Source organism: Streptomyces sp. NPDC048507 (assembly GCF_043199995.1).
Lineage (GTDB): Bacteria > Actinomycetota > Actinomycetes > Streptomycetales > Streptomycetaceae > Streptomyces.
On record NZ_JBICWZ010000003.1, the window covers coordinates 784258 to 806801 of the forward strand.

Sequence of the window (22544 nt, forward strand, 5' to 3'; positions counted from 1 at the left end):
AGCGAGCCCCCCGTCAGGCCCGTCAGACCTCTTCGACGCTGCTCGGCTCACGCCGGGACAGGTCGATACCGAGCTCCTCCGCCGCGCGGAAGACGTCCTCGTCGGTGTCGCGCATCTCGATGGACATGCCGTCCGAGGACAGCACCTCCACGTTGAGGCAGAGCGACTGCATTTCCTTGATGAGCACCTTGAAGGACTCGGGAATGCCCGGCTCGGGGATGTTCTCGCCCTTGACGATGGCCTCGTAGACCTTCACGCGGCCGGTGACGTCATCGGACTTGATGGTCAGGAGCTCCTGGAGGGCGTAAGCGGCGCCATAAGCCTCGAGCGCCCACACCTCCATCTCACCGAAGCGCTGACCACCGAACTGTGCCTTACCACCCAGCGGCTGCTGCGTGATCATCGAGTACGGACCGGTCGACCGGGCGTGGAGCTTGTCGTCGACCAGGTGGTGGAGCTTGAGGATGTACATGTACCCGATCGAGATCGGGTCCGGGAACGGCTCACCGGAGCGGCCGTCGAACAGGCGCGCCTTGCCGGACGGGAGGACCAGGCGGTCACCGTCGCGGTTCGGGATGGTGTGCTCGAACAGGCCGGCGAGCTCGTCCTCACGGGCACCGTCGAACACCGGGGTGGCGACGTTGGTACCGGGCTCGACGCGGTCGGCCCCGATGACCTTCAGACGCTCGGCCCACTCCTCGCCGAGGCCGGAGACGTCCCAGCCGCGGCTGGCGAGCCAGCCGAGGTGGATCTCCAGGACCTGTCCCGGGTTCATTCGGGACGGGACACCCAGCGGGTTCAGGATGATGTCGACCGGCGTGCCGTCTTCCAGGAAGGGCATGTCCTCGATCGGAAGGATCTTGGAGATGACACCCTTGTTGCCGTGGCGGCCGGCGAGCTTGTCACCGTCGGTGATCTTGCGCTTCTGGGCGACGTAGACGCGGACCAGCTGGTTCACGCCCGGGGGAAGCTCGTCCCCCTCCTCGCGGTCGAAGACGCGGACACCGATGACCTTGCCGATCTCACCGTGAGGGACCTTGAGCGAGGTGTCGCGCACCTCGCGGGCCTTCTCACCGAAGATCGCGCGGAGCAGGCGCTCTTCCGGGGTCAGCTCGGTCTCGCCCTTGGGCGTGACCTTGCCGACCAGGATGTCGCCGGCGACGACGTCCGCACCGATGCGGATGATGCCGCGCTCGTCGAGGTCGGCGAGGACCTCCTCGGAGACGTTCGGGATGTCCCGGGTGATCTCCTCGGGGCCCAGCTTGGTGTCACGGGCGTCGACCTCGTGCTCCTCGATGTGGATCGAGGAGAGGACGTCGTCCTGCACGAGGCGCTGCGACAGGATGATCGCGTCCTCGTAGTTGTGACCTTCCCAGGGCATGAACGCGACGAGCAGGTTCTTGCCGAGGGCCATTTCGCCCTCTTCGGTCGCGGGACCGTCGGCGAGGACCTGGGACTCGATGATCCGGTCGCCCTCGTTGACGATGACCTTCTGGTTGACCGAGGTGCCCTGGTTCGAGCGGGAGAACTTCGCGACGCGGTACGTGGTGTACGTGCCGTCGTCGTTGGCGACGGTGATGTAGTCGGCCGAGACCTCTTGGACGACACCGTCCTTCTCCGCACGGATCGAGTCACCGGCGTCGACCGCACAGCGGTACTCCATGCCGGTGCCGACGAGCGGCGCCTCCGCCTTGATGAGCGGAACGGCCTGGCGCATCATGTTCGCGCCCATGAGGGCGCGGTTGGCGTCGTCGTGCTCCAGGAAGGGGATCATCGCGGTCGCGACGGACACCATCTGGCGCGGGGAGACGTCCATGTAGTCGACGTCGTCGCCGGCGATGTAGTCGATCTCGCCGCCACGACGGCGGACCAGCACGCGGTTCTCGGTGAAGCGCATGTCCTCGGACAGGCCGGCGTTGGCCTGGGCGATGACGAAGCGGTCTTCCTCGTCGGCCGTCAGGTAGTCGACGTCGTCGGTGACGACACCGTCGATGACCTTGCGGTACGGGGTCTCCACGAAGCCGAACGCGTTGACGCGGCCGTAGGACGCGAGCGAGCCGATCAGACCGATGTTCGGGCCTTCGGGGGTCTCGATCGGGCACATGCGGCCGTAGTGCGACGGGTGGACGTCTCGGACCTCGAAGCCGGCCCGCTCACGGGACAGACCGCCGGGGCCCAGCGCCGACAGGCGGCGCTTGTGGGTCAGACCCGACAGCGGGTTGTTCTGGTCCATGAACTGCGACAGCTGGCTGGTGCCGAAGAACTCCTTGATGGAGGCGACGACCGGCCGGATGTTGATCAGGGTCTGCGGCGTGATCGCCTCGACGTCCTGGGTCGTCATCCGCTCGCGGACGACGCGCTCCATACGAGCCAGACCCGTGCGGACCTGGTTCTGGATGAGCTCGCCGACGTTGCGCAGACGACGGTTGCCGAAGTGGTCGATGTCGTCGGTCTCGACGACGATCGAACGGCCCGACTCACCGATGGTCTCGGTCTCGCCCGCGTGGAGGCGGACGAGGTACTTGATCGTCGCGATGATGTCGTCGGTGGTGAGCACACCGGCGTCCAGCGGCTCATCGGCGCCGAGCTTCTTGTTCACCTTGTAGCGGCCGACCTTGGCGAGGTCGTAGCGCTTCGGGTTGAAGTAGAGGTTCTCGAGCAGCGTCTGAGCGGCCTCGCGGGTCGGCGGTTCGCCCGGACGCAGCTTGCGGTAGATGTCGAGGAGCGCGTCGTCCTGGCCCTGGGTGTGGTCCTTCTCCAGGGTGGCGCGCATGGACTCGTACTCGCCGAACTCCTCGAGGATCTGCTCGGTGGTCCAGCCGAGAGCCTTCAGGAGGACGGTGACGGACTGCTTGCGCTTGCGGTCGATGCGGACACCGACCATGTCGCGCTTGTCGATCTCCATCTCCAGCCAGGCACCCCGGGACGGGATGATCTTGGCCGCGAAGATGTCCTTGTCGGACGTCTTGTCGATGGAGGAGTCGAAGTAGACACCGGGGGAGCGGACGAGCTGCGACACGACGACACGCTCGGTGCCGTTGATGACGAAGGTGCCCTTGTTGGTCATGAGCGGGAAATCGCCCATGAAGACCGTCTGAGACTTGATCTCTCCGGTCTCGTTGTTCGTGAACTCGGCCGTGACGAACAGCGGCGCCGCGAACGTGAAGTCGCGGTCCTTGCACTCGTCGACAGAGTTCTTCGCCGGCTCGAAACGGTGGTCGCGGAAGGTCAGCGACATCGACCCGGAGAAGTCCTCGATCGGCGAGATCTCCTCGAAGATCTCTTCCAGACCGGACTTGGTGGGGACGTCCTGTCCACTCTCAAGAGCCGACTCGACGCGGGACTTCCAGGCGGCGTTGCCGAGCAGCCAGTCAAAGCTCTCGGTCTGCAGCGCCAGGAGGTTCGGAACCTCGAGGGGCTCCTTGATCTTTGCAAAGGAGATGCGCAGCGGGGCGGTGCTGGCACCGTTGTTCGTATTGGTCGAGGCGTTGCGCGAGGCGGCCAAGAGGGGGTCCTTCCGAGGGCTCGGACTCACTACGCGCGTACCGGTCCCAGCCGACACAGAAGACGGACTCCCCCCAGCCGGCCGGAAAGACCAGGTCAGGGCGTATCAATCAGGTGTGCTCAAGCGTGGGCATGACCCTGGCGACGGGCAGGGGTCAGCTAACAGGCAGCGCAAAGGGTCAGTGTAGCCACTCGGCTCACTGATGTCCAGACCAGGTTTCCGGAAACCGGCAACAGGCCTTCCCCATGTTGTTTCGAACCAACCCTGCGTCCCACGCTAGCGACGCCCTCGCATACAGAGCGCGTATCAGTACTGCCCTCTTCGTAGTCGATCCATGCCTCGGATCCCGGATCGGACCGACCGAGCTGGCGACGGCTCTGAGAATTGCGCGCCGCTGGCCGTTCGTCAAGGCCCCGTGCTCCGAGCGGATCATCTCGGGACCCTGCTCCGGAGCAACGATGATCACCCTACTCCCCAACGAGACCAGGGCAAGTCAGGCACTGCGGGTACGCCAAAGGGCGACCACCCTTACGGGTGATCGCCCTTGGAAGGGGCCTCAGAGGGCCCCTGAGGTGTTACTTGACCTCGACGCCAGCGCCGGCAGCCTTGAGGGCCTCGGCGGCCTTGTCAGCGGCCTCCTTGGCGACCTTCTCGAGGACGGGCTTCGGGGCACCGTCAACGAGGTCCTTGGCTTCCTTCAGACCCAGGGAGGTCAGCTCGCGCACGACCTTGATGACCTGGATCTTCTTGTCGCCGGCACCGGTGAGGATGACGTCGAACTCGTCCTGCTCCTCGGCGGCCTCGGCGGCGGGGCCACCCTGACCCGGGGCGGCAACGGCGACGGCCGCGGCGGCGGTGACGTCGAACTTCTCCTCGAAGGCCTTCACGAACTCGGAGAGCTCGATGAGGGTCATCTCCTCGAACTGGGCGAGGAGGTCGTCCTGAGAGAGCTTCGCCATGATGGGCGATCCTTCCACTAATTCGGCAGGTGCCGGATGTATTGAGAGGCGGGCGTAACGGCCCGCTACGACCCACGCACTAGGCGGCGTAGATCAGTGCGCGAGCCGAATTACTCGGCACCGCCCTGCTCGGCGAGCTTGACGCGAAGCGCTTCCGCAGTGCGGACGAACTTCGACGGCAGCGCCTGGAAGAGCGAGGCAGCCTGGGACTGCTTGCCCTTGAACGCGCCGGCCAGCTTGCTGAGCAGAACCTCGCGGGACTCGAGGTCCGCGAGCTTCTTGATCTCATCGGCGGTCAGCGCCTTACCGTCAAGGACACCGCCCTTGATGATGAGGTTCGGGTTCTCCTTGGCGAAGTCACGAAGACCCTTCGCCGACTCCACCGGGTCACCGGTGATGAAGGCGGCGCCCGTCGGACCGGTGAACTGGTCGTCGAGCGAGGTGATCCCGGCGTTGTTGGCCGCAATCTTGGTCAGCGTGTTCTTCACCACGGCGTACTGGGCGTTCTCACCGAGCGAACGACGCAGCGTCTTGAGCTGCGCAACGGTGAGACCCCGGTACTCGGTCAGCACAACGGCGTTCGAGCTGCGGAACTGGTCCTCAAGCTCGGCTACCGCAGCAGCCTTGTCGGGCCTTGCCATAGAGCGTCGGCCTCCTTCCGGGTGATGAGGACCGCTCAGAAGGGGCTGGACAAACAAAACGCCCCGGCGCGTGGCGCACGGGGCACAGCTCGACCGAAATGAATTCCGGGAACTTTCCTCGAACACCTGCGCAGGACGTCCGCTCGCAGCGAATCCTTCGGCCACCGCACTCTTTCGAGCACGGCAACGACCAGCGGTCTTTGGCTTCTCCGGAAGCGTACGCGAAGGCAACCGGACGAAGCAAATCGCCCTCAGCCGCCCTTCAGCACCTCGTCGAAGTCGGCGACCTGGTCGGCCGGCGGGACCGCGACCGGCGCGACCTGACCGAAGCCGTCGAAGGTGGCCTGGGTGGTGCTGGTGGTGCCCTTGTCGTCCTTGCTGACCATGACGGCGCGCACCGGGTAGCCGTCCTTGCCGATCCACACCTCCGCCTCCAGGGCCGTGAGGTGCTTCACGGACTCGCGCAGGTACTGGCGGTCCTTGTCCGGCATGACCTTGCTGGACTCGTCGGCCGCCTGGAGGTCGGCGCCGGTGAGGGAGGCCCGGTAGTGGCGGGTCCCGGGTTCGTCGGTATTTTGCGCCCCGACCGCGGCGAGCTTGGACTGGCCCAGGAGGAGGGCGAGGTACTCGGCCGGGTCCTCGTTCATCCGGACCCCGGGCTTGCCGTCCACGGACAGGTCCAGCTTCATCCACGCCTTGCCGTTGACCGGCTCCTTGCGCTGCGTGTAGACCACGTCCCCGGTCATGACCGAGCGCCCCTCGGACGTGGGGCCCTTGACCGTCAGGTCGTGGGACGACGGGTACCAGCCCTTCGTGCCGGTCTGGGTCGTGGTCGTGCCGTCACCCGTGGTGGTGCGCATCTCGGCCATGGCGAACTTCGCGGCGGCCGTCTTGAGCCAGGACGCCTTCACCGCCTCCGCGGGCGACGGAGCCGGGGCCCCGGTGCCCGCGCCCGTGTCCGCCGCCTCCTTGGCCGTCCCGTCCTTCTTCCCGCCGTCGCAGGCGCCGAGCCCGCCGATGAGCAGGATCGCGCCCGCGAGCGCCGCGCCCGCCCGCTTGGCCGCCGTCCGGTTCACGCGCCCTCACCCATCTTCGAGAGCATCCCGAACAGGTCGACGGTCTCGTTCGCCGGCGGGGCCTGGACGGTCGCGGTCGAGGTGTAGTCCGAGTAGGAGGCGTCCATGTCGAGGGTGCCCTCGGCCATGCCCATGGAGACCTTCATGCGGGCCGGGTAGCCGTCCTTGTCGACCCAGACGTCCATGTCGTAGCCCTTGATCCCGGCCTTCTTCATCGCCTCGACGAGCTGGGTCCGGTCGGCCTCGGGCAGCGCCGTGGCGCCCTTGTTCGCGGCGAGCATCTCCTCGAACGACAGGGTGCCCTTGTAGTGCTGGGCGTCGGCGCCCCCGACCTTCTCGGAGCCGAGGAGCTTCACGTTCGGGGAGGCGAGCAGCAGGCCGAGCTGCTTGGCCGGGTCCTGGCTCTGCTCGACCCCGCCGAGGTCGCCGACGCCGCCGAGCTTCTTCAGCGCCTCGGCGTCGCCCGAGGCTTCGGCCGCGGCCTTCACGTCGATCTTCATCCAGCGCTTGCCGTCCATGAGCGCGGCCGTCTCCGCGTCGGCCGGCAGCTCCATGTACATGACGTCCTTGTCCATGATCATGCGCATGGAGTCGATGCCGGACACCCCGAACCCGCCCTTCATCGTCATGTCCATGACCTGCGGGTCCCAGCCCTGGACGCCTGTCATCTCGACGGTCTCGTCACCGAGGGCGCCGGACGTCTTCATCGTCATGCGCACCTTGGCCGACTTCGCGGCCGAGGTCTTCTTGTACGCGGCCGTGAGCGCCTCGGTCGCGTTCCCCGCGGCCGGAGCCGGCGCGGACGGACGGACGGAGGCCGCCGAAGGAGCCGCCTTGCCCGCGCCGTCCTTCGCGGCGCCCCCACAGGCCGTGGCCCCGGCAGCGAGCAGTACGGCGGCCAGCGCGGCCCCTGCGGCCCTCTTGCGGTACGTCAGCATGGAGTCCCCACCCCTGTGTGATTGCTGTGTGATCGTTGTTCGATTGCACCTCGACCTTACGTGGCACACACACGCGCCCGCACGGCGGTAAGGGCCCGGACGACGAAAACGGGCCCCGCGCCCCCCGGTGAGGGGGGCACGGGGCCCGTTCGACCACTCGGTGGTCCGATCAGGCGTCAGCCGGATCAGACGGCAGCCGGGTCTTCCTCGACGAGGAGGTTCCGGGTGCGGTTGGAGTCCAGCTGGATGCCGGGACCCATCGTGGTGCTCAGGGCGGCCTTCTTGATGTAGCGGCCCTTCGCGGCGGACGGCTTCAGACGGATGATCTCGTCCAGGGCCGCCGCGTAGTTCTCGACCAGCTGCTCATCGGAGAAGGAGACCTTGCCGATGATGAAGTGCAGGTTCGAGTGCTTGTCGACGCGGAACTCGATCTTGCCACCCTTGATCTCGGTGACAGCCTTGGCGACGTCCATCGTGACGGTGCCGGTCTTCGGGTTCGGCATGAGGCCACGGGGACCGAGCACGCGGCCGAGGCGGCCGACCTTGCCCATGAGGTCCGGGGTGGCGACAACGGCGTCGAACTCGTTGAGGCGGTTGCCCTTGGCGATCTCGTTGATGAGCTCGTCGTCGCCGACGATGTCGGCGCCGGCGGCTTCCGCGGCCGCAGCACGGTCACCGGTCGCGAAGACCAGGACCCGGGCGGTCTTGCCGGTGCCGTGCGGGAGGTTCACGGTGCCGCGGACCATCTGGTCGGCCTTGCGCGGGTCGACACCCAGGCGGAAGGCGATCTCGACGGTGCTGTCGAACTTGGTCGCGGAGGTCTCCTTGGCGAGACGGACGGCCTCGAGCGGGGCGTACAGCTTTTCCCGGTCGACCTTGGCGTCCGCAGCGCGGAGAGTCTTGCTGCGCTTCACTTCTGCTCCTGTGTTGTGGCTTCAGGCGTGGAGTCGTGGTGCGGACCAGCGCTTGGTCCTACCACTGTGGTGCTGGGGTGGCTGGATCAGCCTTCGACCGTGATGCCCATCGAACGCGCGGTGCCGGCGATGATCTTCTCGGCGGCGTCGATGTCGTTGGCGTTCAGGTCGGGCATCTTGATCGTGGCGATCTCGCGGACCTGGTCACGCGTCAGCTTCGCGACCTTGGTCTTGTGCGGCTCGCCGGAGCCCTTCTCCACGCCCGCGCTCTTCAGGATGAGGCGCGCGGCCGGCGGAGTCTTGGTGATGAAGGTGAAGGAACGGTCGTCGTAGACCGTGATCTCCACCGGCACGACCATGCCACGCTGCGACTCGGTCGCGGCGTTGTAGGCCTTGCAGAACTCCATGATGTTGACGCCGTGCTGACCGAGCGCGGGGCCGACCGGCGGAGCCGGGTTGGCCGCACCGGCCTTGATCTGGAGCTTGATAAGCCCCGTGATCTTCTTCTTCTTGGGAGGCATTGCTCTCTCCGGGTCCTAGTGAGAGTTTTCAGCCGCCAACCGGTCATCCGGATGGAGGCATACCGCACCACGATAGCGGGTATAGGTGCGGGGCTAAAAACCGAGCAGGTCAGACCGCCCTTCGCGGGGCGATCTGACCTGTTTCGGAAGCGTCGTTCAGAAGCCCTGGATCAGTTCTTCTGGATCTGGTCGAAGCTCAGCTCGACCGGGGTCTCGCGGCCGAAGATCTCGACGAGACCCTTGACCTTCTTCGAGTCCGGGTTGATCTCGTTGATCGTCGCCTGGAGCGTGGCGAACGGGCCGTCGGTGACGGTGACCGAGTCGCCGACCTCGAAGTCCAGGACCTCGATGGTGCGCTTGACCGCGGGGGCCGGCAGACCGGCGTCCTCGGCGGCCTGCTTGGCGGCCTTCTCCTGCGCCTCGGGGGCGAGCATCTTGACGATCTCGTCGAGGGTCAGCGGGTACGGGTCGTACGCGTTGCCGACGAAGCCGGTGACACCCGGGGTGTTGCGGACGACGCCCCAGGACTCGTTCGTCAGATCCATGCGGACGAGAACGTAACCGGGCAGCTTGTTCTGCCGGACGTTCTTGCGCTCGCCGTTCTTGATCTGGACGATCTCTTCCTCGGGCACCTCGGCCTGGTAGATGAACTCCTCGACGTTCAGCGAGACGGCGCGCTGCTCCAGGTTCGCCTTCACGCGCTTCTCGTAGCCCGCGTAGGTGTGGATCACGTACCACTCGCCGGGGAGCAGGCGCAGCTCGTCGCGGAGGGCCTGGATGGGGTCGACCGGCTCGGCGGGCTCGGCGTCTGCGGCCTCTTCGGCCTCGACGTCACCCTCTTCCTCGGCGTCGTCCTCGTCCTCGGCGTCCTCGGCGTCCGCGTCACCCTCGGAGTCCTCGTCGTCGCCGGCCTCGGCGTCGTCGTCAGCCTCCGCGTCGACCTCGTCCTCGACGTGCAGCGCGGCGTCCTCGGCGGCGGTGCCGGCCTCGGCATCGGCGAGCTCGGCCTCGTCGGGGTCCACAGCGTCTGCCGCCTCGACGATGTCGAGCTCGTCCTCGACGGACTCGACGGAGTCGTGGCTCGCGTTCAGGTTCGGGTCAGACACGGTGGCTGCTTCTTCCTGGATACAAAAGGTGGTGGAACATGCGAAAACGGGCGGCACCCATCAAGGCGCCGCCCTCCGCGGGGATCAGCCGAAGACGAACTTGATGGCTTCCTGGAACCCATAGTCAATCACGGTCACCAGACCGATCATGATGACGACGAAGACAATCACCACGGAGGTGTACGTCGTGAGCTGGTTCCTGGTGGGCCATACGACCTTGCGGAGTTCCGCGACGATCTGGCGGTAGAACAGCGCGAGCCGGCCCAGAGGGCCCTTCTTGCCGCGCTTGCCGCCCTTGCGGGCCTTCTTCTCGCGAGTGTCGTCCTCGGCGTCAGGCATGTCGATGGAGCCCAGGGCGTCCGTCACGTCTCTCACCTGAATCCGGGTCGTGGCCGTAGCCGCGCCCGGTTGCGCCGCACGGCGTTGCATCGAAGTACGTACCTGCGCACACATCCGACTAGGAGTGTGGAGCAGGGCCGGAGGGACTCGAACCCCCAACCGCTGGTTTTGGAGACCAGTGCTCTACCAATTGAGCTACGACCCTTTGCGTTCCCCAACCTACCGCATCCGAGCGAGTGCACGGAGTGCTCACGCTCTGGGGCGGTCGGCGAGGACCAACGACAGGTGAGTGTACGTGGTCCGGGCCCTGACGTCGAACAGAAGCCATCCGGACCTGCTCCGTCCGGTACCTGAAACGGTGTGCGGGGCTTCTCGGCCGTCTGGGACGATTGGCCGCATGACCTCTGCAACGCCTTCCTCCGAGCGCCGGGTGTCCGCCCGTATCGGCGCCATTTCCGAGTCCGCCACCCTCGCCGTGGACGCCAAGGCCAAGGCCCTCAAGGCCGCCGGGCGTCCGGTGATCGGCTTCGGCGCGGGCGAGCCCGACTTCCCGACCCCGGACTACATCGTCGAGGCCGCGGTCGAGGCCTGCCGCAACCCGAAGTACCACCGCTACACGCCGGCCGGCGGCCTGCCCGAGCTGAAGGCCGCCATCGCCGCCAAGACGCTGCGCGATTCGGGGTACGAGGTCGACGCCTCCCAGGTCCTGGTGACCAACGGCGGCAAGCAGGCCATCTACGAGGCCTTCGCCGCCATCCTCGACCCGGGTGACGAGGTCATCGTCCCGGCCCCCTACTGGACCACCTACCCGGAGTCGATCCGCCTCGCGGGCGGCGTCCCGGTCGAGGTCGTCGCCGACGAGACCACCGGTTACCGGGTCTCCGTCGAGCAGCTGGAGGCCGCGCGCACCGAGCGCACCAAGGTCGTCCTGTTCGTCTCCCCGTCCAACCCGACGGGCGCCGTCTACAGCGAGTCCGACGCGGAGGCCATCGGCCGCTGGGCCGCCGACAAGGGCCTGTGGGTCCTGACCGACGAGATCTACGAGCACCTCGTCTACGGCGACGCCAAGTTCGTCTCCCTCCCGGCGATCGTCCCCGAGCTGGCCGACAAGTGCATCATCGTCAACGGCGTCGCCAAGACGTACGCGATGACCGGCTGGCGCGTGGGCTGGATCATCGGCCCGAAGGACGTCGTCAAGGCCGCGACGAACCTGCAGTCGCACGCCACCTCCAACGTCTCCAACGTGGCCCAGGTCGCGGCGCTCGCCGCCGTCTCCGGCAACCTGGACGCCGTCCACGAGATGCGCACCGCCTTCGACCGCCGCCGCCAGACCATCGTGCGGATGCTGAACGAGATCGACGGCGTCTTCTGCCCCACCCCCGAGGGCGCGTTCTACGCGTACCCGTCGGTCAAGGACCTCCTCGGCAAGGAGATCCGCGGCAGGCGCCCGCAGACCTCCGTCGAGCTGGCGGCCCTGATCCTGGACGAGGCCGAGGTCGCGGTCGTCCCCGGCGAGGCCTTCGGCACCCCCGGCTACCTGCGCCTTTCCTACGCCCTGGGCGACGAGGACCTGGTCGAGGGCGTGTCCCGGCTGCAGAAGCTCCTGGCGGAGGCCAAGGCCTGACGGCTGCGGCGCTCCCCCGTTCCACCGCGCGTCCCGAGCGGCGGCTCCCCCCTGCGGGAGCCGCCGCTCGGGCGTTCCCGGCCCGCGCCGGGGCCCGCCGCCCCCGCCCGGAGCCCCGCTCACGCGTTCGCGCAAGCCCCCGATCGGTAAAATCCCCTCCCGCCGGGCGCGCCGGTACGGCAGGATCAACAAATGGAGCACGCACGCGATCTCACGCTTCTGCCGAAGGCACACCTGCACCTGCACTTCACCGGCTCGATGCGACCGTCGACCCTGCTGGAGCTCGCCGACAAGTACGGCGTCCGGCTGCCCGACGCCCTGGCCGCCGGGGAGCCACCCAAACTCCGCGCCACCGACGAGCGCGGCTGGTTCCGCTTCCAGCGCCTCTACGACGCCGCCCGCTCCTGCCTGCGCGAGCCCGACGACATCCGGCGCCTGGTCCGCGAGGCCGCAGAGGAGGACGTCCGGGACGGCAGCGGCTGGCTGGAGATCCAGGTCGACCCCACCTCGTACGCGCCCCTCCTCGGCGGGATGATCCCCGCCGTCGAGATCATCCTGGACGCGGTGGACTCCGCCTCGCGGGAGACCGGTCTCGGCATGCGGGTCGTCATCGCCGCCAACCGCATGAAGCACCCCCTGGACGCCCGCACCCTGGCCCGGCTGGCCGTCCGCTACGCCGACCGCGGCATCGTCGGCTTCGGGCTCTCCAACGACGAACGCCGGGGCATGGCCCGCGACTTCGACCGGGCCTTCGCCATCGCCCGCGAGGGCGGCCTGCTCGCGGCCCCGCACGGCGGCGAGCTCAGCGGCCCCTCCTCCGTCCGGGACTGCCTCGACGACCTGCACGCCTCGCGCGTCGGGCACGGGGTCCGGGCCGCCGAGGACCCCCGGCTGCTCCAGCGGCTCGCCGACCGGCAGATCACCTGCGAGGTCTGCCCGGCGTCCAACGTCGCGCTCGGCGTGTACGAGCGGCACGAGGACGTCCCGCTGCGCACCCTCTTCGAGGCCGGGGTGCCGATGGCGCTCGGCGCGGACGACCCGCTGCTGTTCGGCTCCCGGCTCGCGGCCCAGTACGAGCTCGCCCGCCGCCACCACGCCTTCACCGACCGCGAGCTCGCCGAGCTGGCGCGGCAGTCGGTGCGCGGCAGCGCGGCGCCCGACGAGGTGCAGGCCAAGCTGCTGGACGGGATCGACCACTGGCTCAGCGGGTGAGCCGCAGGTCCCCCTCGTGGCAGTCGGCCCGCACCCGGCGACCGTCCGGGAAGCCGATCTCCAGGTGGGTGCGGCCCTGTGCGGGCAGGGCGAACTCGGCGACCGCCTCGACGGTCTGGCCGAGGTGGCGCAGGAAGGGGTGGTCGCCGAGGTCCTCGCCGACCTCGACCCGGCCCCACTCCCCCATGTCGTAGGGCTCGTGGGGCGCGGCAGACTCGACGATGAGGCACTGGTCCGAGCCGGTGGTGATCCGCGTGGACTCGCCGGAGCTGTCGATCAGCCAGACGTCGAGGGGCGCCTCGGACCGCTCGCCCTCGCAGATGTGCCAGGAGGCGACGACCCGGCTGATCTCGCGGCCCACCAGGCGCGTGGGGTCGCTTCCGGCCCCGTGCCGCGGGCAGTGCACGTTCAGATGCGGACGCCGACCGTCACCGGCTCGTTGACGAGGGTGACGCCGAACGCCGCATGGACTCCGGAGACGACCTCGCGGGCCAGGACGAGGAGGTCTTCGGTGGTGGCCGCGCCCCGGTTGGTCAGGGCCAGGGTGTGCTTGGTGGAGATGCGGGCGGGGCCGCTGCCGTAGCCCTTGGTGAAGCCGGCCTTGTCGATGAGCCAGGCCGCGCTGGTCTTCGTACGGCCCTCGCCGGCCGGGTACGCGGGCGGGGCGGTGCCGGGGCCGAGGCGGTCCTGGACGCGGGCGAGGAAGGCGGCGTAGGCCTCGTCGGTCAGGATCGGGTTGTGGAAGAAGGAGCCGGCGGACCAGGTGTCGTGGTCGGCGGGGTCGAGGACCATGCCCTTGCCGGCGCGCAGGCGCAGCACGGTCTCGCGGGCGAGGGCGGCCGGGACGCGGTCCCCGGCCTCCACGCCGAGCGCGCGGGCGGTCTCCGGGTACTTGACCGGGGCGGAGAGCCCGCCGGCGTCCTCCAGGGCGAAGCGCACGCGCAGGACGACGTAGCGGTCGGGCTGGTCCTTGAAGGTGCTGTTGCGGTACCGGAAGTCGCAGTCGGCGGCGGAGAGGGTCACGGTCCCGCCGGTGGTGCGGTCGTAGGCGACGACCTCGGTGATGGTGTCGCAGACTTCCTGGCCGTACGCGCCGACGTTCTGGATCGGGGTGGCGCCGGCCGATCCGGGGATCCCGGCGAGGCATTCGATGCCCGCGAGACCGGCTTCGACGGTACGGGCGACGGCGTCGCTCCAGTTCTCGCCGGCGGCGAGTTCCAGGGTGGTGCCGTCGAGGGCGAAGCCGGTGGTGGCGATGCGCAGGGCGGTCCCGGCGAAGCCCTGGTCGCCGATGACCAGGTTGCTGCCGCCCCCGATGATCAGCAGGGGGGTGCCGCTGGTGTCCGCGGCACGCACGGCGGCGACGACCTCGGCGTCGGTGGTCGCGGTGACCAGCCGGGCCGCGGGGCCGCCGAGGCGGAAGGTGGTCAGCGGGGCGAGGGGGGCGTCGTGGAGTTCCTGCACGTGCACAAGAGTACGGTCCGCCTCCCCCGCATCCCGGCGGGGCACTCAGTGGCCCCTCTTCTGCTCCTCCAGACGGCGCTCGGCCTCGGCCCAGCCGATGGGCAGCTCCGAGGCGGGCACGGTCCAGAAGGTGAAGGCCGATTCCTTCGTGTAGGCGGCGGCCGCGCGTGCGCTCGTACGGTGCGGCTCGCTGCCGGCGAAGCGGTAGAGGGCGTCGCGGTCCTCCCAGGCGGACAGGGTCAGGAAGGTGCGCCGGGTCACGCGGGCCCGGAGGGCCGCGCCGTGGGCGCCGGGGGCCTTGCGTATCTGGCGGATGATGCCGGGCGCCTTGAGGAAGAACCTGAGGGCGCCGGTGAAGGTCTCGGTCTCGAAGCGGGAGGCCATGACGTAGACCTCGGTGCCGGGGGCGGCGGGAGTGGGCGTGGACCAGGGGACGTCGGGCATGACGGGTTCTCCTCGGCGGGTACGGGGCGGGGCTCGGCGGCCGGGGGCTCAGCGGCGGGCGGGCGTCTCGGCCGGTGCCGGGGCGGGCGCGGGGGCCGGGGCCTGCGGGGTGGAGGCCGTCCCGGTCCGGCGGGGCAGCAGCAGGGCCAGACCGGCGGCCAGGGCCACCGCGGCGGCGCCGATCCACAGGGCGGGGACGGTGCCGTCGGTGAAGGTCCGCGGGGTCTCGTAGCCGCCCCGGGCGGAGAACACCGAGGCGAGGATCGCCACGCCGAGGGCACCGCCGACCTCGCGGAGGGCATTGTTGGCGCCGGAGGCCTTGCCCTGGTCGGCGGGGGTGACGGTGGACATCAGGACGTTGTTGGCCGGGGCGAAGAAGAGGGACATGCCGATCCCGCTGAGCACCAGGGCCGGGAGCTGCGTCGCGTAGGAGACGTCCGGGCTCAGGACCGTCGCGAACCAGCCCAGGCCGAGGGCCTGGAGGGCGAGCCCCGCGACGACGACAGGCCGGCCGCCGATCCGGTCGGACAGGATCCCCGCGATCGGGGCGACGATCACCGCCATGCCGGTCCAGGGGAGCATGCGCAGCCCGGCCTGGGTGGGCGAGTAACCGGCGACACCCTGGAGGAACTGGCTGAGCAGGAAGATCGACCCGAACATGCCGAGGTACATCAGCAGGCTGGCGAAGTTGATCCCGAAGAAGCCCCGGTCACGGAAGAGCCGCATGGGGAGCATGGGGTTCGCGCTGCGGAAGCCGTGGCGGATGAAGGCGCCGACCAGGGCGCTGCCCGCGATCAGGCCGGTGAGGACGGGGGCGCTGGTCCAGCCGTGCGCGTTGGCGTTGACCAGGCCGTAGACGATGCCGAAGAGCCCGCCGCTGATCAGCAGGGTGCCGGGGACGTCGAGGCGGGAGCCCGGCGCGGTGGACTCGGCGAGGCGCAGCCGGGCGAGCGGCAGCAGGGCGAGGCCGACCGGCACGTTGAGCCAGAAGATCCACTGCCAGGAGATGTGCTCGGTGAGGCTGCCCCCGATCAGCGGACCACTGGCGACGGCCAGGCCGCCGACGGCTCCGTAGATCCCGAGGGCCATGCCGCGCCGGGCGGCCGGAACGGCGGCGGCGAGCAGGGTGAGCGACAGCGGCATCATCACGGCCGCGCCGACGCCCTGCACCGCGCGGGCGGCGATGAGCGCGTCGATGCCGGGCGAGAGCGCGGCGGCCGCGGACGCGGCGGTGAAGGTCGCGAGCCCGGCCATGAAGAGCCGGCGGCGCCCGAACCTGTCCCCGAGGGCGGAGCCGAACAGGAGCAGGACGGCGAAGGTGAGCGTGTACGCGTTCACCGTCCACTCCAGGTCCTCCAGCTTGCCGCCGAGGTCGGCGCGGATGGCGGGGAGGGCGGTGGTGACGACGAGGTTGTCGAGGGCGGCCATGAAGCTGGCGGCCCCGGTGAGGACGAGGGCCCAGACCGCGGGCCTGCTGAGCCGGTCGCGCTGGTTCACGATGTTTCCCCCTGAAGTTTGTTAGTTATTGCTGACTAACTTTCGAGCCCGCGAGGACGCCGGCTGGGCAGGAGGGCGTCCCTACGGGCAGAGGCCGCGGGGCATGCGGAGCCGCGGAGAGTGGTGCGCAGTGCGCGGGGGCCGCCGGGGCGGCTTCCGGTGGGCGGCCTGGTTACCGGTCCCCCGTGGCGCCCGTGGCGCCGTCGGCCGCCTCGGACCCCTCGGCGCGGACCGACGGGTAGAGCCCCTCCCAGACGCGGTGCCCGGGCGGGAAGCCCATGGCGGCGAGGGTGTTGATGAGCATCCCGAAGGCCATGAAGGTGGTGGTCTCCTTGACGTCGCTGCCGAGCGGCACCGAGACGGTGTCCCACAACTCCAGCCAGCCCGTGCGCACGAGCTCGCCGAGCTCGCTGTCGCCGGCCGCCTCGGCGGCGGCGACAGTGACGTACATCTGGAGCTGCATCTGGAGCACGTGCGGGTCTTCGGCGATCAGCCGCGTGTACGCGTCCGCCATGGCGCGCAGGGCCTCATCGCCCTCCAGCCCCTCGGCCGCCTCGGCGAACACCCGCCGGGTGGTCTCCAGGCAGCGAGCGGCGGCCGCGAGGAAGATCGCCTGCTTGCTCGGGAAGAGCCGGAACAGGTAGGGCTGCGAGACCCCGACCCGCTTGGCGATCGCCTCGGTGGACGTCCCGTAGTACCCCCCACGGGCGAACTCCCGAGCCGCCGCACGGATCACGCTCTCGCGCCGCTCTTCTGCGCTCATCCTGACCATGCTGCAAAGTTAGTGCTCAATCACTAACTACGTCAAGGGGCGTGGGCGGGGGTGCAGGCGGCGGGGCCGGGGGAGGGCGGGGTCCAGCGGGGCGGTGCCAGGGAGGGTTTGGTGGTCTCCCGTCAGTCTCATCGTCCTTCCGCGTCGGGCCGGCCCGTCAAGGGCGCTCCTTCGTCGCGTCGCTTCGCGATGGCCTTCGGCCACCCTTGACCGACCGTCCCGCCACGGAAAAACGAAGACTGCCGGGAAACCCCCAAAAGAACGTTCACGGGGCAGTGGACCTGTCCTGTCCGCCTCAGCGATGCGCAACCCCGCCCGCTGGCCGTCTGGGTGGACCCGACATCCACCCCTGACCATCAAATCCCGGGCCAGGGGCAGCCAAACCACCCCAAACAGCGACCAGGACAACCAACCGGCACGTCGGACGCGTCAGATCGCTACGTGCTTCGCCCGGCTTGGCGTCTGCGGCCCGTCCGTGGCCGTACATAAGCCGCCCACGGCCATCAGTTGCCTGTGTGGTCACGCGTCTGCGGCTAGGCGACGTGCTTGGTGGAGTGAGAGCGACGCAGGTGTCTTTTCCTGCGGTCTGGGGGCGATTGCCGTCTGCCGGGGGTCAGTCGCCCGTCCAGGAGGACCATTTCGCCGCCCTGGGCGGCTTATGTACGGCCACAGACGGGCCGCAGACGCCAAGCCGGGAGGGATTGCTGGCGATCTGACGCGCGGGGGCTTCTGCCGTGCCCGCAGGCTCGTCGTGTCGCTGTTTCGGGTGGTCTGGCCACCCTCGGGCGCGGATTGCCACGTCCAGGGCCCGGATGCCCGGCTGGGCCGGGCGGGGAGGGGTCGAGGGTCCCTGACGAGGTCGCTCCTCCCCTTGTCCTGCCCCGTGAACGTTCTTTTGGGGGTTTCCCGGCAGTCTTCGTTTTTCCGTGGCGGGACGGTCGGTCAAGGGTGGCCGAAGGCCATCGCGAAGCGACGCGACGAAGGAGCGCCCTTGAGGGACCGGCCCGACGCGGAAGGACGATGAGACTGACGGGAGACCACCAAACCCTCCCTGACGCGGAGCAAGGAGACCCCGCCCTCCCCCGACCCCGACCCCGCTCCCCCGCCGCCCCTACGCCAGCTGGACCACCGCGCGGGACATGCCGAGCACCTTCTGGCCCGCGCTCATCGCCGTCAGGTCGACCCGTACGCGGTTGCCGTCCAGCTTGGCGGCCACCTTCGCGCTGACCTCGATCAGTGCGCCCTGGTCGTCGTTCGGGACGACCACCGGCTTGGTGAAGCGGACCCCGTACTCGACGACCGCGCCCGGGTCGCCCGTCCAGTCGGTCACCACGCGGATCGCCTCAGCCATGGTGAACATGCCGTGCGCGATCACGTCCGGCAGTCCGACCTCCTTGGCGAACTTCTCGTTCCAGTGGATCGGGTTGAAGTCACCCGACGCACCGGCGTAGCGGACCAGCGTGGCGCGGGTCACGGGGAAGGAGGCCGCCGGCAGCTCGGTGCCGACCTCGACGTCCGCGTACTGGATCTGTGCGGTCATCTCAGGCCTCCTCGGGAGCACGGGACACGAGCTTGGTCCACGCGGTCACCACGTGCTCGCCGGATTCTTCGTGGACTTCGCCACGGATGTCGATGATGTCGTTGCCCGCGAGCGACTTCACGGCCTCGATCGTGGAGGTGACCGTCAGCCGGTCCCCCGCCCGCACGGGGCGGACGTAGGCGAACTTCTGGTCGCCGTGCACGACGCGGCTGTAGTCCAGCCCCAGCTGCGGATCCGCGATGACCTGACCCGCGGCCGCGAACGTGATGGCGAACACAAAGGTCGGCGGGGCGATCACGTCCTGGTGACCGAACGCCTTGGCGGCTTCGGGGTCGGTGTAGACGGGATTCTCGTCACCCACCGCGACCGCGAATTCGCGGATCTTCTCCCGGCCGACCTCGTAAGGATCGGTGGGCGGGTAGGTCCGCCCCACGAAGGTCTGGTCGAGGGCCATGGCTCACTACCTCCTGTTGAAGGGACACGAAAAGTCTACGGACGGCCGACCGGAGATCAGATAACGGTGATCACCGAGACCACGGAGATCACGGAGACCACGGAGATCACCGAACAGAGATCACCGATCAAGGCCCTGGCGCAGAAACGACACGAGGCCGCCCCCCATTGAAGGGGACGACCTCATGACGGTGCCTATATTCGAGACTTCGCCAGGATCAGCGGGTCTCGCGGTGCGCGGTGTGCGAGTTGCAGCGCGGGCAGTGCTTCTTCATCTCCATGCGGTCCGGGTTGTTACGCCGGTTCTTCTTGGTGATGTAGTTCCGCTCCTTGCACTCCACGCAGGCCAGCGTGATCTTCGGGCGGACGTCGGTGGCAGCCACGTGAGTGCTCCTTGACGGACTATGGGACGGATGAACGCATAAAAGAGTAGCCGATCGGGAGACCGACCCCGCAATCGGCTACTGGTTGTAGCGGCGACCGGACTTGAACCGGTGACACAGCGATTATGAGCCGCTTGCTCTACCGACTGAGCTACGCCGCTTTGATGAGATCCGCTCCCCACCCGAGGGTGGGGAACCTCTCTCACCAGAGCCCCAATGCGGAATCGAACCGCAGACCTTCTCCTTACCATGGAGACGCTCTACCGACTGAGCTATTGGGGCGAGCGATGAAGACATTACACGGTTGCCCGCCGATCGCCCAAATCCTTTGCGAGGACTGGGCTCGGGCGTCTCGCCCCGGACGGGGTCCGGGAGCCCGCCACCCCCTTCCGACCCCTTTCGGGGGTCAAATGTGTCCGGGGTCACAGCCCGGACGCCCGGTCGGGACGGCACCGCACCGGCGGCCACAGACCGGTACGACTATTGCGCTCTTCCGCGACCCGGGGTGCCCCGCGCCCTAGGCTCTGAGCACGCTGCGTGATCTTGGGCCGCGGGCTGCGGCCACGGCCCAGGAACCGCCCGAGCCCCCGCAGGAGCGCGATGTCCGACAGCCAGCCGCAGCAGCCGTCCCCCTCTTCGCGCAACCCGGCCGGGGGTCCGGACCGCGGCCCCGCCGACGGATCCGGCCACCGCCCCGCCCCCGGGTCCGCCCGGGATCCCCTCGCCGGCCCTCCGCCGGAGGCGACCGGCCTGCTCCTGTCCGGGGCCCGGCTCACCGACGGGCGCACCGTCGACGTGCGGCTCAGCGGGGGCCGCATCCAGGCCGTCGGCACCGCGGGCAGTCTCCCGGCGCCCGCCCTGGCCCGGGTCGACCTGCGCGGGTACCTGCTCCTGCCCGCTCCCGCCGAGCCGCACGCCCACGGGGACACCGCCCTCACCGCCGACGGCGAGGGGCCCGTCTCGTACAGCCCCGACGAGGTGCAGCGCCGGGCCACCGAGGCGGCCCTGCTCCAGCTCGGCCACGGTGCCACCGCCGTGCGCTCCCACGTACGGATCGGGGACGTGCACGGCCTGGGCCCCATGGAGGCGGCGCTCCAGGCGCGGCGCTCCCTGCGCGGGCTGACCGACCTGACCACCGTGGCCGTCCCCCGGCTGCTGACCGGGGTGGCCGGTGCCGACGGGCTCGCCATGCTGCGCGACGCCGTCAAGATGGGTGCCTCGGTGATCGGCGGCTGCCCCGATCTGGACCCGGACCCGACGGGCTTCCTGGAAGGCGTACTGGAACTGGCCGCCGAGCACGGCTGTCCCGTCGACCTGCACACCGACGGTGACGATCCGGCCCGGCTGGCCCGGCTGGCGGCGATGGCCGGGGGGCTGCGGCCCGGTGTGACCATCGGGCCCTGCGGCGGTCTGTCCCGGCTGCCGCTGGAGGCGGCCGCCCGGGCCGCCGACCAGCTCGCGGCGGCCGGGGTGCGGGTGACCTGCCTGCCCCAGGGGGACTGCGCCGCCCTGGAGCGGCGCGGCCTGCGCACCGCCCCCGTACGCCTGCTGCGCGCGGCCGGGGTCCGGGTCGCGGCCGGCAGCGGGGCGCTGCGGGACGCCGGGAACCCAGTCGGCCGGGGCGATCCGCTCGAAGCCGCGTACCTGCTGGCCTCCCAGGGCGGGCTCCGCGCCCCGGAGGCCTACCAGACGGTGAGCACCGCCGCCCGGGAGGCGATGGGACTGCCGGAGGTGCGGGTGGAGGCGGGGTTCCCGGCGGAGCTGCTGGCCGTGCGCGGCGACCGGATCGCGGGGGTGCTGTCCCTCGCGTACAGCCGGATCGTGATCCACCGGGGCCGAGTGGTAGCCCGGACGAGTGCCGTACGGGAGTACTGCGACTCGGCGGTGGCGGTGGCGCTGGACCTGCCCCGGCAGGGCCGTACGGAGCCCGGCCCCTGAGCGGGGGCGGGACGTTCGCGGGCGCGGGCGTCCGGCTCGTCGTACCGTCGGGGCATGCGCATCGTCATCGCGGGTGGACACGGTCAGATCGCGCTGCGGCTGGAGCGCCTGCTCGCCGCACGCGGGTACGAGGTCGCGGGCATCATCCGTGACCCGGAGCAGGGCGCCGATCTGCGGGAGGCGGGCGCCGAACCGGTTCTGTGCGACCTGGAGTCGGCCTCCGTCGAGCACGTGGCCGGGATCCTTCAGGGCGCGGACGTGGCGGTGTTCGCGGCGGGCGCCGGTCCGGGCAGCGGTGCCGGGCGCAAGGACACCGTGGACCGGGGCGCGGCGGTGCTGTTCGCCGACGCGGCGGAACGGGCCCGGGTGCGCCGCTTCCTGATGGTCTCCTCGATGGGCGCCGACGCCCGGCACGAGGGGGACGAGGTCTTCGACGTGTACCTGCGGGCCAAGGGCGAGGCCGACGAGCACGTGCGCACGCGGCTCGGTCTGGAGTGGACGGTGCTGCGTCCGGGCGCGCTGACCGAGGACGCCGGTACGGGGCTGGTCCGGCTGGAGGCGCGCACCGGCCGGGGTCCGGTGCCGCGCGACGACGTGGCCGCGGTGCTGGCCGAGCTGGTCGACACTCCGGCGACGGCGGGTCTGACGCTGGAGCTGGTGTCGGGATCGACGCCGGTGTCGGTGGCGGTCAAGGACGTGGCGGGCAACTGAGCCGGCCCGCCGCGAGCGGCCGTCAGAATCCGGACGTCACCGTGTCGTCGGTGCGGGCCACCGGCTCCTGCCGGAACTGGTCGGCGTAGGCCCGCCGGATCCGCTCGATGCGTGCGCCGCGCTCCTCGGCCTCGTTCTCGGGGTAGAGCAGGACCACTTCGTACGTGGTCCGGCGCAGGATGGCGCCGTCCGCGGCGCGCCGCTGTCCGTGTGCGTCGCGGACGTCCAGGCCTTCGGGGAAGGCCGGGCTGACCTCCCGGTCCAGGAACCGCGTGAACTCCCCCGCGGGGACGGGTGCCCGGCCGCCTGCGCGGTCGGCGGCGAAGGAGAGCCGGGTTTCCCGGTAGGGCTCGCCGGCCGGGCCGTGCAGTGTCGCTCCCAGCAGGGCCGGGATGCCCGCGCCGAGGAGGGTGAGCAGTACCCCGCCTCCGGCCTTCCCTCGTCCGTCCGATGTCCATGTCACGGACCGTGAACGACGGTCCGCCCTCATCGGTGCGCGTCAGTGGC

At 69.8% G+C, this 22544-nt stretch carries 22 protein-coding genes and 3 tRNA genes; 4 read left to right on the forward strand and 21 right to left on the reverse strand.

What is annotated here, in order from left to right; all coding sequences use genetic code 11:
• Positions 1–22 precede the first annotated feature (22 nt).
• The 10 genes from rpoB to ACGFXC_RS12760 all read right to left on the reverse strand — a co-directional run bounded on the left by rpoB (position 23) and on the right by ACGFXC_RS12760 (position 10204).
• Positions 23–3505, reverse strand: a complete 3483-nt coding sequence (rpoB, locus tag ACGFXC_RS12715; protein WP_351821582.1) for a DNA-directed RNA polymerase subunit beta — start codon at positions 3503–3505, stop codon at positions 23–25.
• Between the two features lie 575 nt (positions 3506–4080).
• A complete protein-coding gene (gene rplL, locus ACGFXC_RS12720) occupies positions 4081–4464 on the reverse strand; it encodes a 50S ribosomal protein L7/L12 (RefSeq protein ID WP_393712119.1) in 384 nt (127 codons plus the stop codon).
• 110 nt (positions 4465–4574) lie between these two features.
• Entirely contained in the window at positions 4575–5105 is a 531-nt protein-coding gene (gene rplJ, locus ACGFXC_RS12725; RefSeq protein ID WP_266574556.1) for a 50S ribosomal protein L10, read from the reverse strand.
• A gap of 251 nt (positions 5106–5356) precedes the next feature.
• Positions 5357–6181 (reverse strand): hypothetical protein, encoded by an 825-nt coding sequence (locus ACGFXC_RS12730; protein ID WP_393712121.1) that lies wholly within the window; start codon positions 6179–6181, stop codon positions 5357–5359.
• Entirely contained in the window at positions 6178–7119 is a 942-nt protein-coding gene (locus tag ACGFXC_RS12735) for a hypothetical protein (RefSeq protein WP_393712123.1), read from the reverse strand. Before ACGFXC_RS12735 ends, ACGFXC_RS12730 begins: the two co-directional genes overlap by 4 nt.
• Before the next feature lie 185 nt (positions 7120–7304).
• The gene (gene rplA / locus ACGFXC_RS12740; RefSeq protein WP_351821571.1) at positions 7305–8033 is read right to left on the reverse strand and encodes a 50S ribosomal protein L1; all 729 of its coding nucleotides are present in this window, start codon (positions 8031–8033) and stop codon (positions 7305–7307) included.
• Between the two features lie 86 nt (positions 8034–8119).
• The gene (gene rplK / locus ACGFXC_RS12745; protein WP_351821568.1) at positions 8120–8554 is read right to left on the reverse strand and encodes a 50S ribosomal protein L11; all 435 of its coding nucleotides are present in this window, start codon (positions 8552–8554) and stop codon (positions 8120–8122) included.
• A gap of 170 nt (positions 8555–8724) precedes the next feature.
• Positions 8725–9660 carry a transcription termination/antitermination protein NusG gene (gene nusG, locus ACGFXC_RS12750; protein ID WP_393712125.1) on the reverse strand — a complete coding sequence of 312 codons (936 nt, stop codon included), beginning with the start codon at positions 9658–9660 and terminating at the stop codon, positions 8725–8727.
• A gap of 84 nt (positions 9661–9744) precedes the next feature.
• On the reverse strand, positions 9745–10026 hold the full coding sequence (gene secE, locus ACGFXC_RS12755; RefSeq protein ID WP_243333337.1) for a preprotein translocase subunit SecE: 282 nt from the start codon (positions 10024–10026) through the stop codon (positions 9745–9747).
• 105 nt (positions 10027–10131) lie between these two features.
• Positions 10132–10204 (reverse strand) — tRNA-Trp (locus ACGFXC_RS12760).
• Positions 10205–10396: 192 nt separating this feature from the next.
• Between ACGFXC_RS12760 and ACGFXC_RS12765 the strand changes: the two genes are divergently transcribed.
• Together ACGFXC_RS12765 and ACGFXC_RS12770 are read left to right on the forward strand one after the other, a co-directional pair.
• Positions 10397–11623 carry a pyridoxal phosphate-dependent aminotransferase gene (locus ACGFXC_RS12765; protein WP_393712127.1) on the forward strand — a complete coding sequence of 409 codons (1227 nt, stop codon included), beginning with the start codon at positions 10397–10399 and terminating at the stop codon, positions 11621–11623.
• A 192-nt stretch (positions 11624–11815) separates the two neighbouring features.
• Positions 11816–12835, forward strand: coding sequence for an adenosine deaminase (locus ACGFXC_RS12770; RefSeq protein WP_393712129.1), 1020 nt, complete (start codon positions 11816–11818; stop codon positions 12833–12835).
• Here ACGFXC_RS12770 and ACGFXC_RS12775 read toward each other — a convergent pair.
• The 10 genes from ACGFXC_RS12775 to ACGFXC_RS12820 form a co-directional block, all read right to left on the reverse strand.
• Positions 12825–13241, reverse strand: a complete 417-nt coding sequence (locus tag ACGFXC_RS12775; RefSeq protein ID WP_393712131.1) for a hypothetical protein — start codon at positions 13239–13241, stop codon at positions 12825–12827. The two genes, ACGFXC_RS12770 and ACGFXC_RS12775, sit on opposite strands and share 11 nt — an antisense overlap.
• A gap of 2 nt (positions 13242–13243) precedes the next feature.
• Positions 13244–14344, reverse strand: a complete 1101-nt coding sequence (locus ACGFXC_RS12780; RefSeq protein ID WP_393712132.1) for a UDP-N-acetylmuramate dehydrogenase — start codon at positions 14342–14344, stop codon at positions 13244–13246.
• A complete protein-coding gene (locus ACGFXC_RS12785) occupies positions 14345–14743 on the reverse strand; it encodes a DUF3291 domain-containing protein (RefSeq protein WP_393712134.1) in 399 nt (132 codons plus the stop codon).
• Positions 14744–14791: 48 nt separating this feature from the next.
• Positions 14792–16240, reverse strand: a complete 1449-nt coding sequence (locus ACGFXC_RS12790) for a DHA2 family efflux MFS transporter permease subunit (protein ID WP_393712136.1) — start codon at positions 16238–16240, stop codon at positions 14792–14794.
• Between the two features lie 172 nt (positions 16241–16412).
• Entirely contained in the window at positions 16413–17012 is a 600-nt protein-coding gene (locus ACGFXC_RS12795) for a TetR/AcrR family transcriptional regulator (protein ID WP_393712138.1), read from the reverse strand.
• Between the two features lie 1111 nt (positions 17013–18123).
• Complete coding sequence (locus ACGFXC_RS12800; protein WP_393712139.1) at positions 18124–18552, reverse strand: MaoC family dehydratase; 429 nt, start codon at positions 18550–18552, stop codon at positions 18124–18126.
• 1 nt (position 18553) lies between these two features.
• On the reverse strand, positions 18554–19006 hold the full coding sequence (locus tag ACGFXC_RS12805; protein WP_362136491.1) for a MaoC family dehydratase N-terminal domain-containing protein: 453 nt from the start codon (positions 19004–19006) through the stop codon (positions 18554–18556).
• A gap of 217 nt (positions 19007–19223) precedes the next feature.
• Entirely contained in the window at positions 19224–19388 is a 165-nt protein-coding gene (gene rpmG / locus ACGFXC_RS12810; RefSeq protein WP_007265873.1) for a 50S ribosomal protein L33, read from the reverse strand.
• A gap of 88 nt (positions 19389–19476) precedes the next feature.
• Positions 19477–19549 (reverse strand) — tRNA-Met (locus ACGFXC_RS12815).
• Between the two features lie 48 nt (positions 19550–19597).
• Positions 19598–19670 (reverse strand) — tRNA-Thr (locus ACGFXC_RS12820).
• Positions 19671–19988: 318 nt separating this feature from the next.
• On the opposite strand from ACGFXC_RS12820, the gene ACGFXC_RS12825 reads away from it, so the two are divergent.
• The gene (locus tag ACGFXC_RS12825) at positions 19989–21326 is read left to right on the forward strand and encodes an amidohydrolase family protein (protein WP_393712141.1); all 1338 of its coding nucleotides are present in this window, start codon (positions 19989–19991) and stop codon (positions 21324–21326) included.
• 54 nt (positions 21327–21380) lie between these two features.
• A complete protein-coding gene (locus tag ACGFXC_RS12830; RefSeq protein ID WP_393712143.1) occupies positions 21381–22037 on the forward strand; it encodes an SDR family oxidoreductase in 657 nt (218 codons plus the stop codon).
• A gap of 22 nt (positions 22038–22059) precedes the next feature.
• Here the strand turns inward: ACGFXC_RS12830 and ACGFXC_RS12835 are convergent, their stop codons facing one another.
• Positions 22060–22500, reverse strand: coding sequence for a DUF3574 domain-containing protein (locus ACGFXC_RS12835; protein WP_393712144.1), 441 nt, complete (start codon positions 22498–22500; stop codon positions 22060–22062).
• Between the last annotated feature and the right edge of the window lie 44 nt (positions 22501–22544).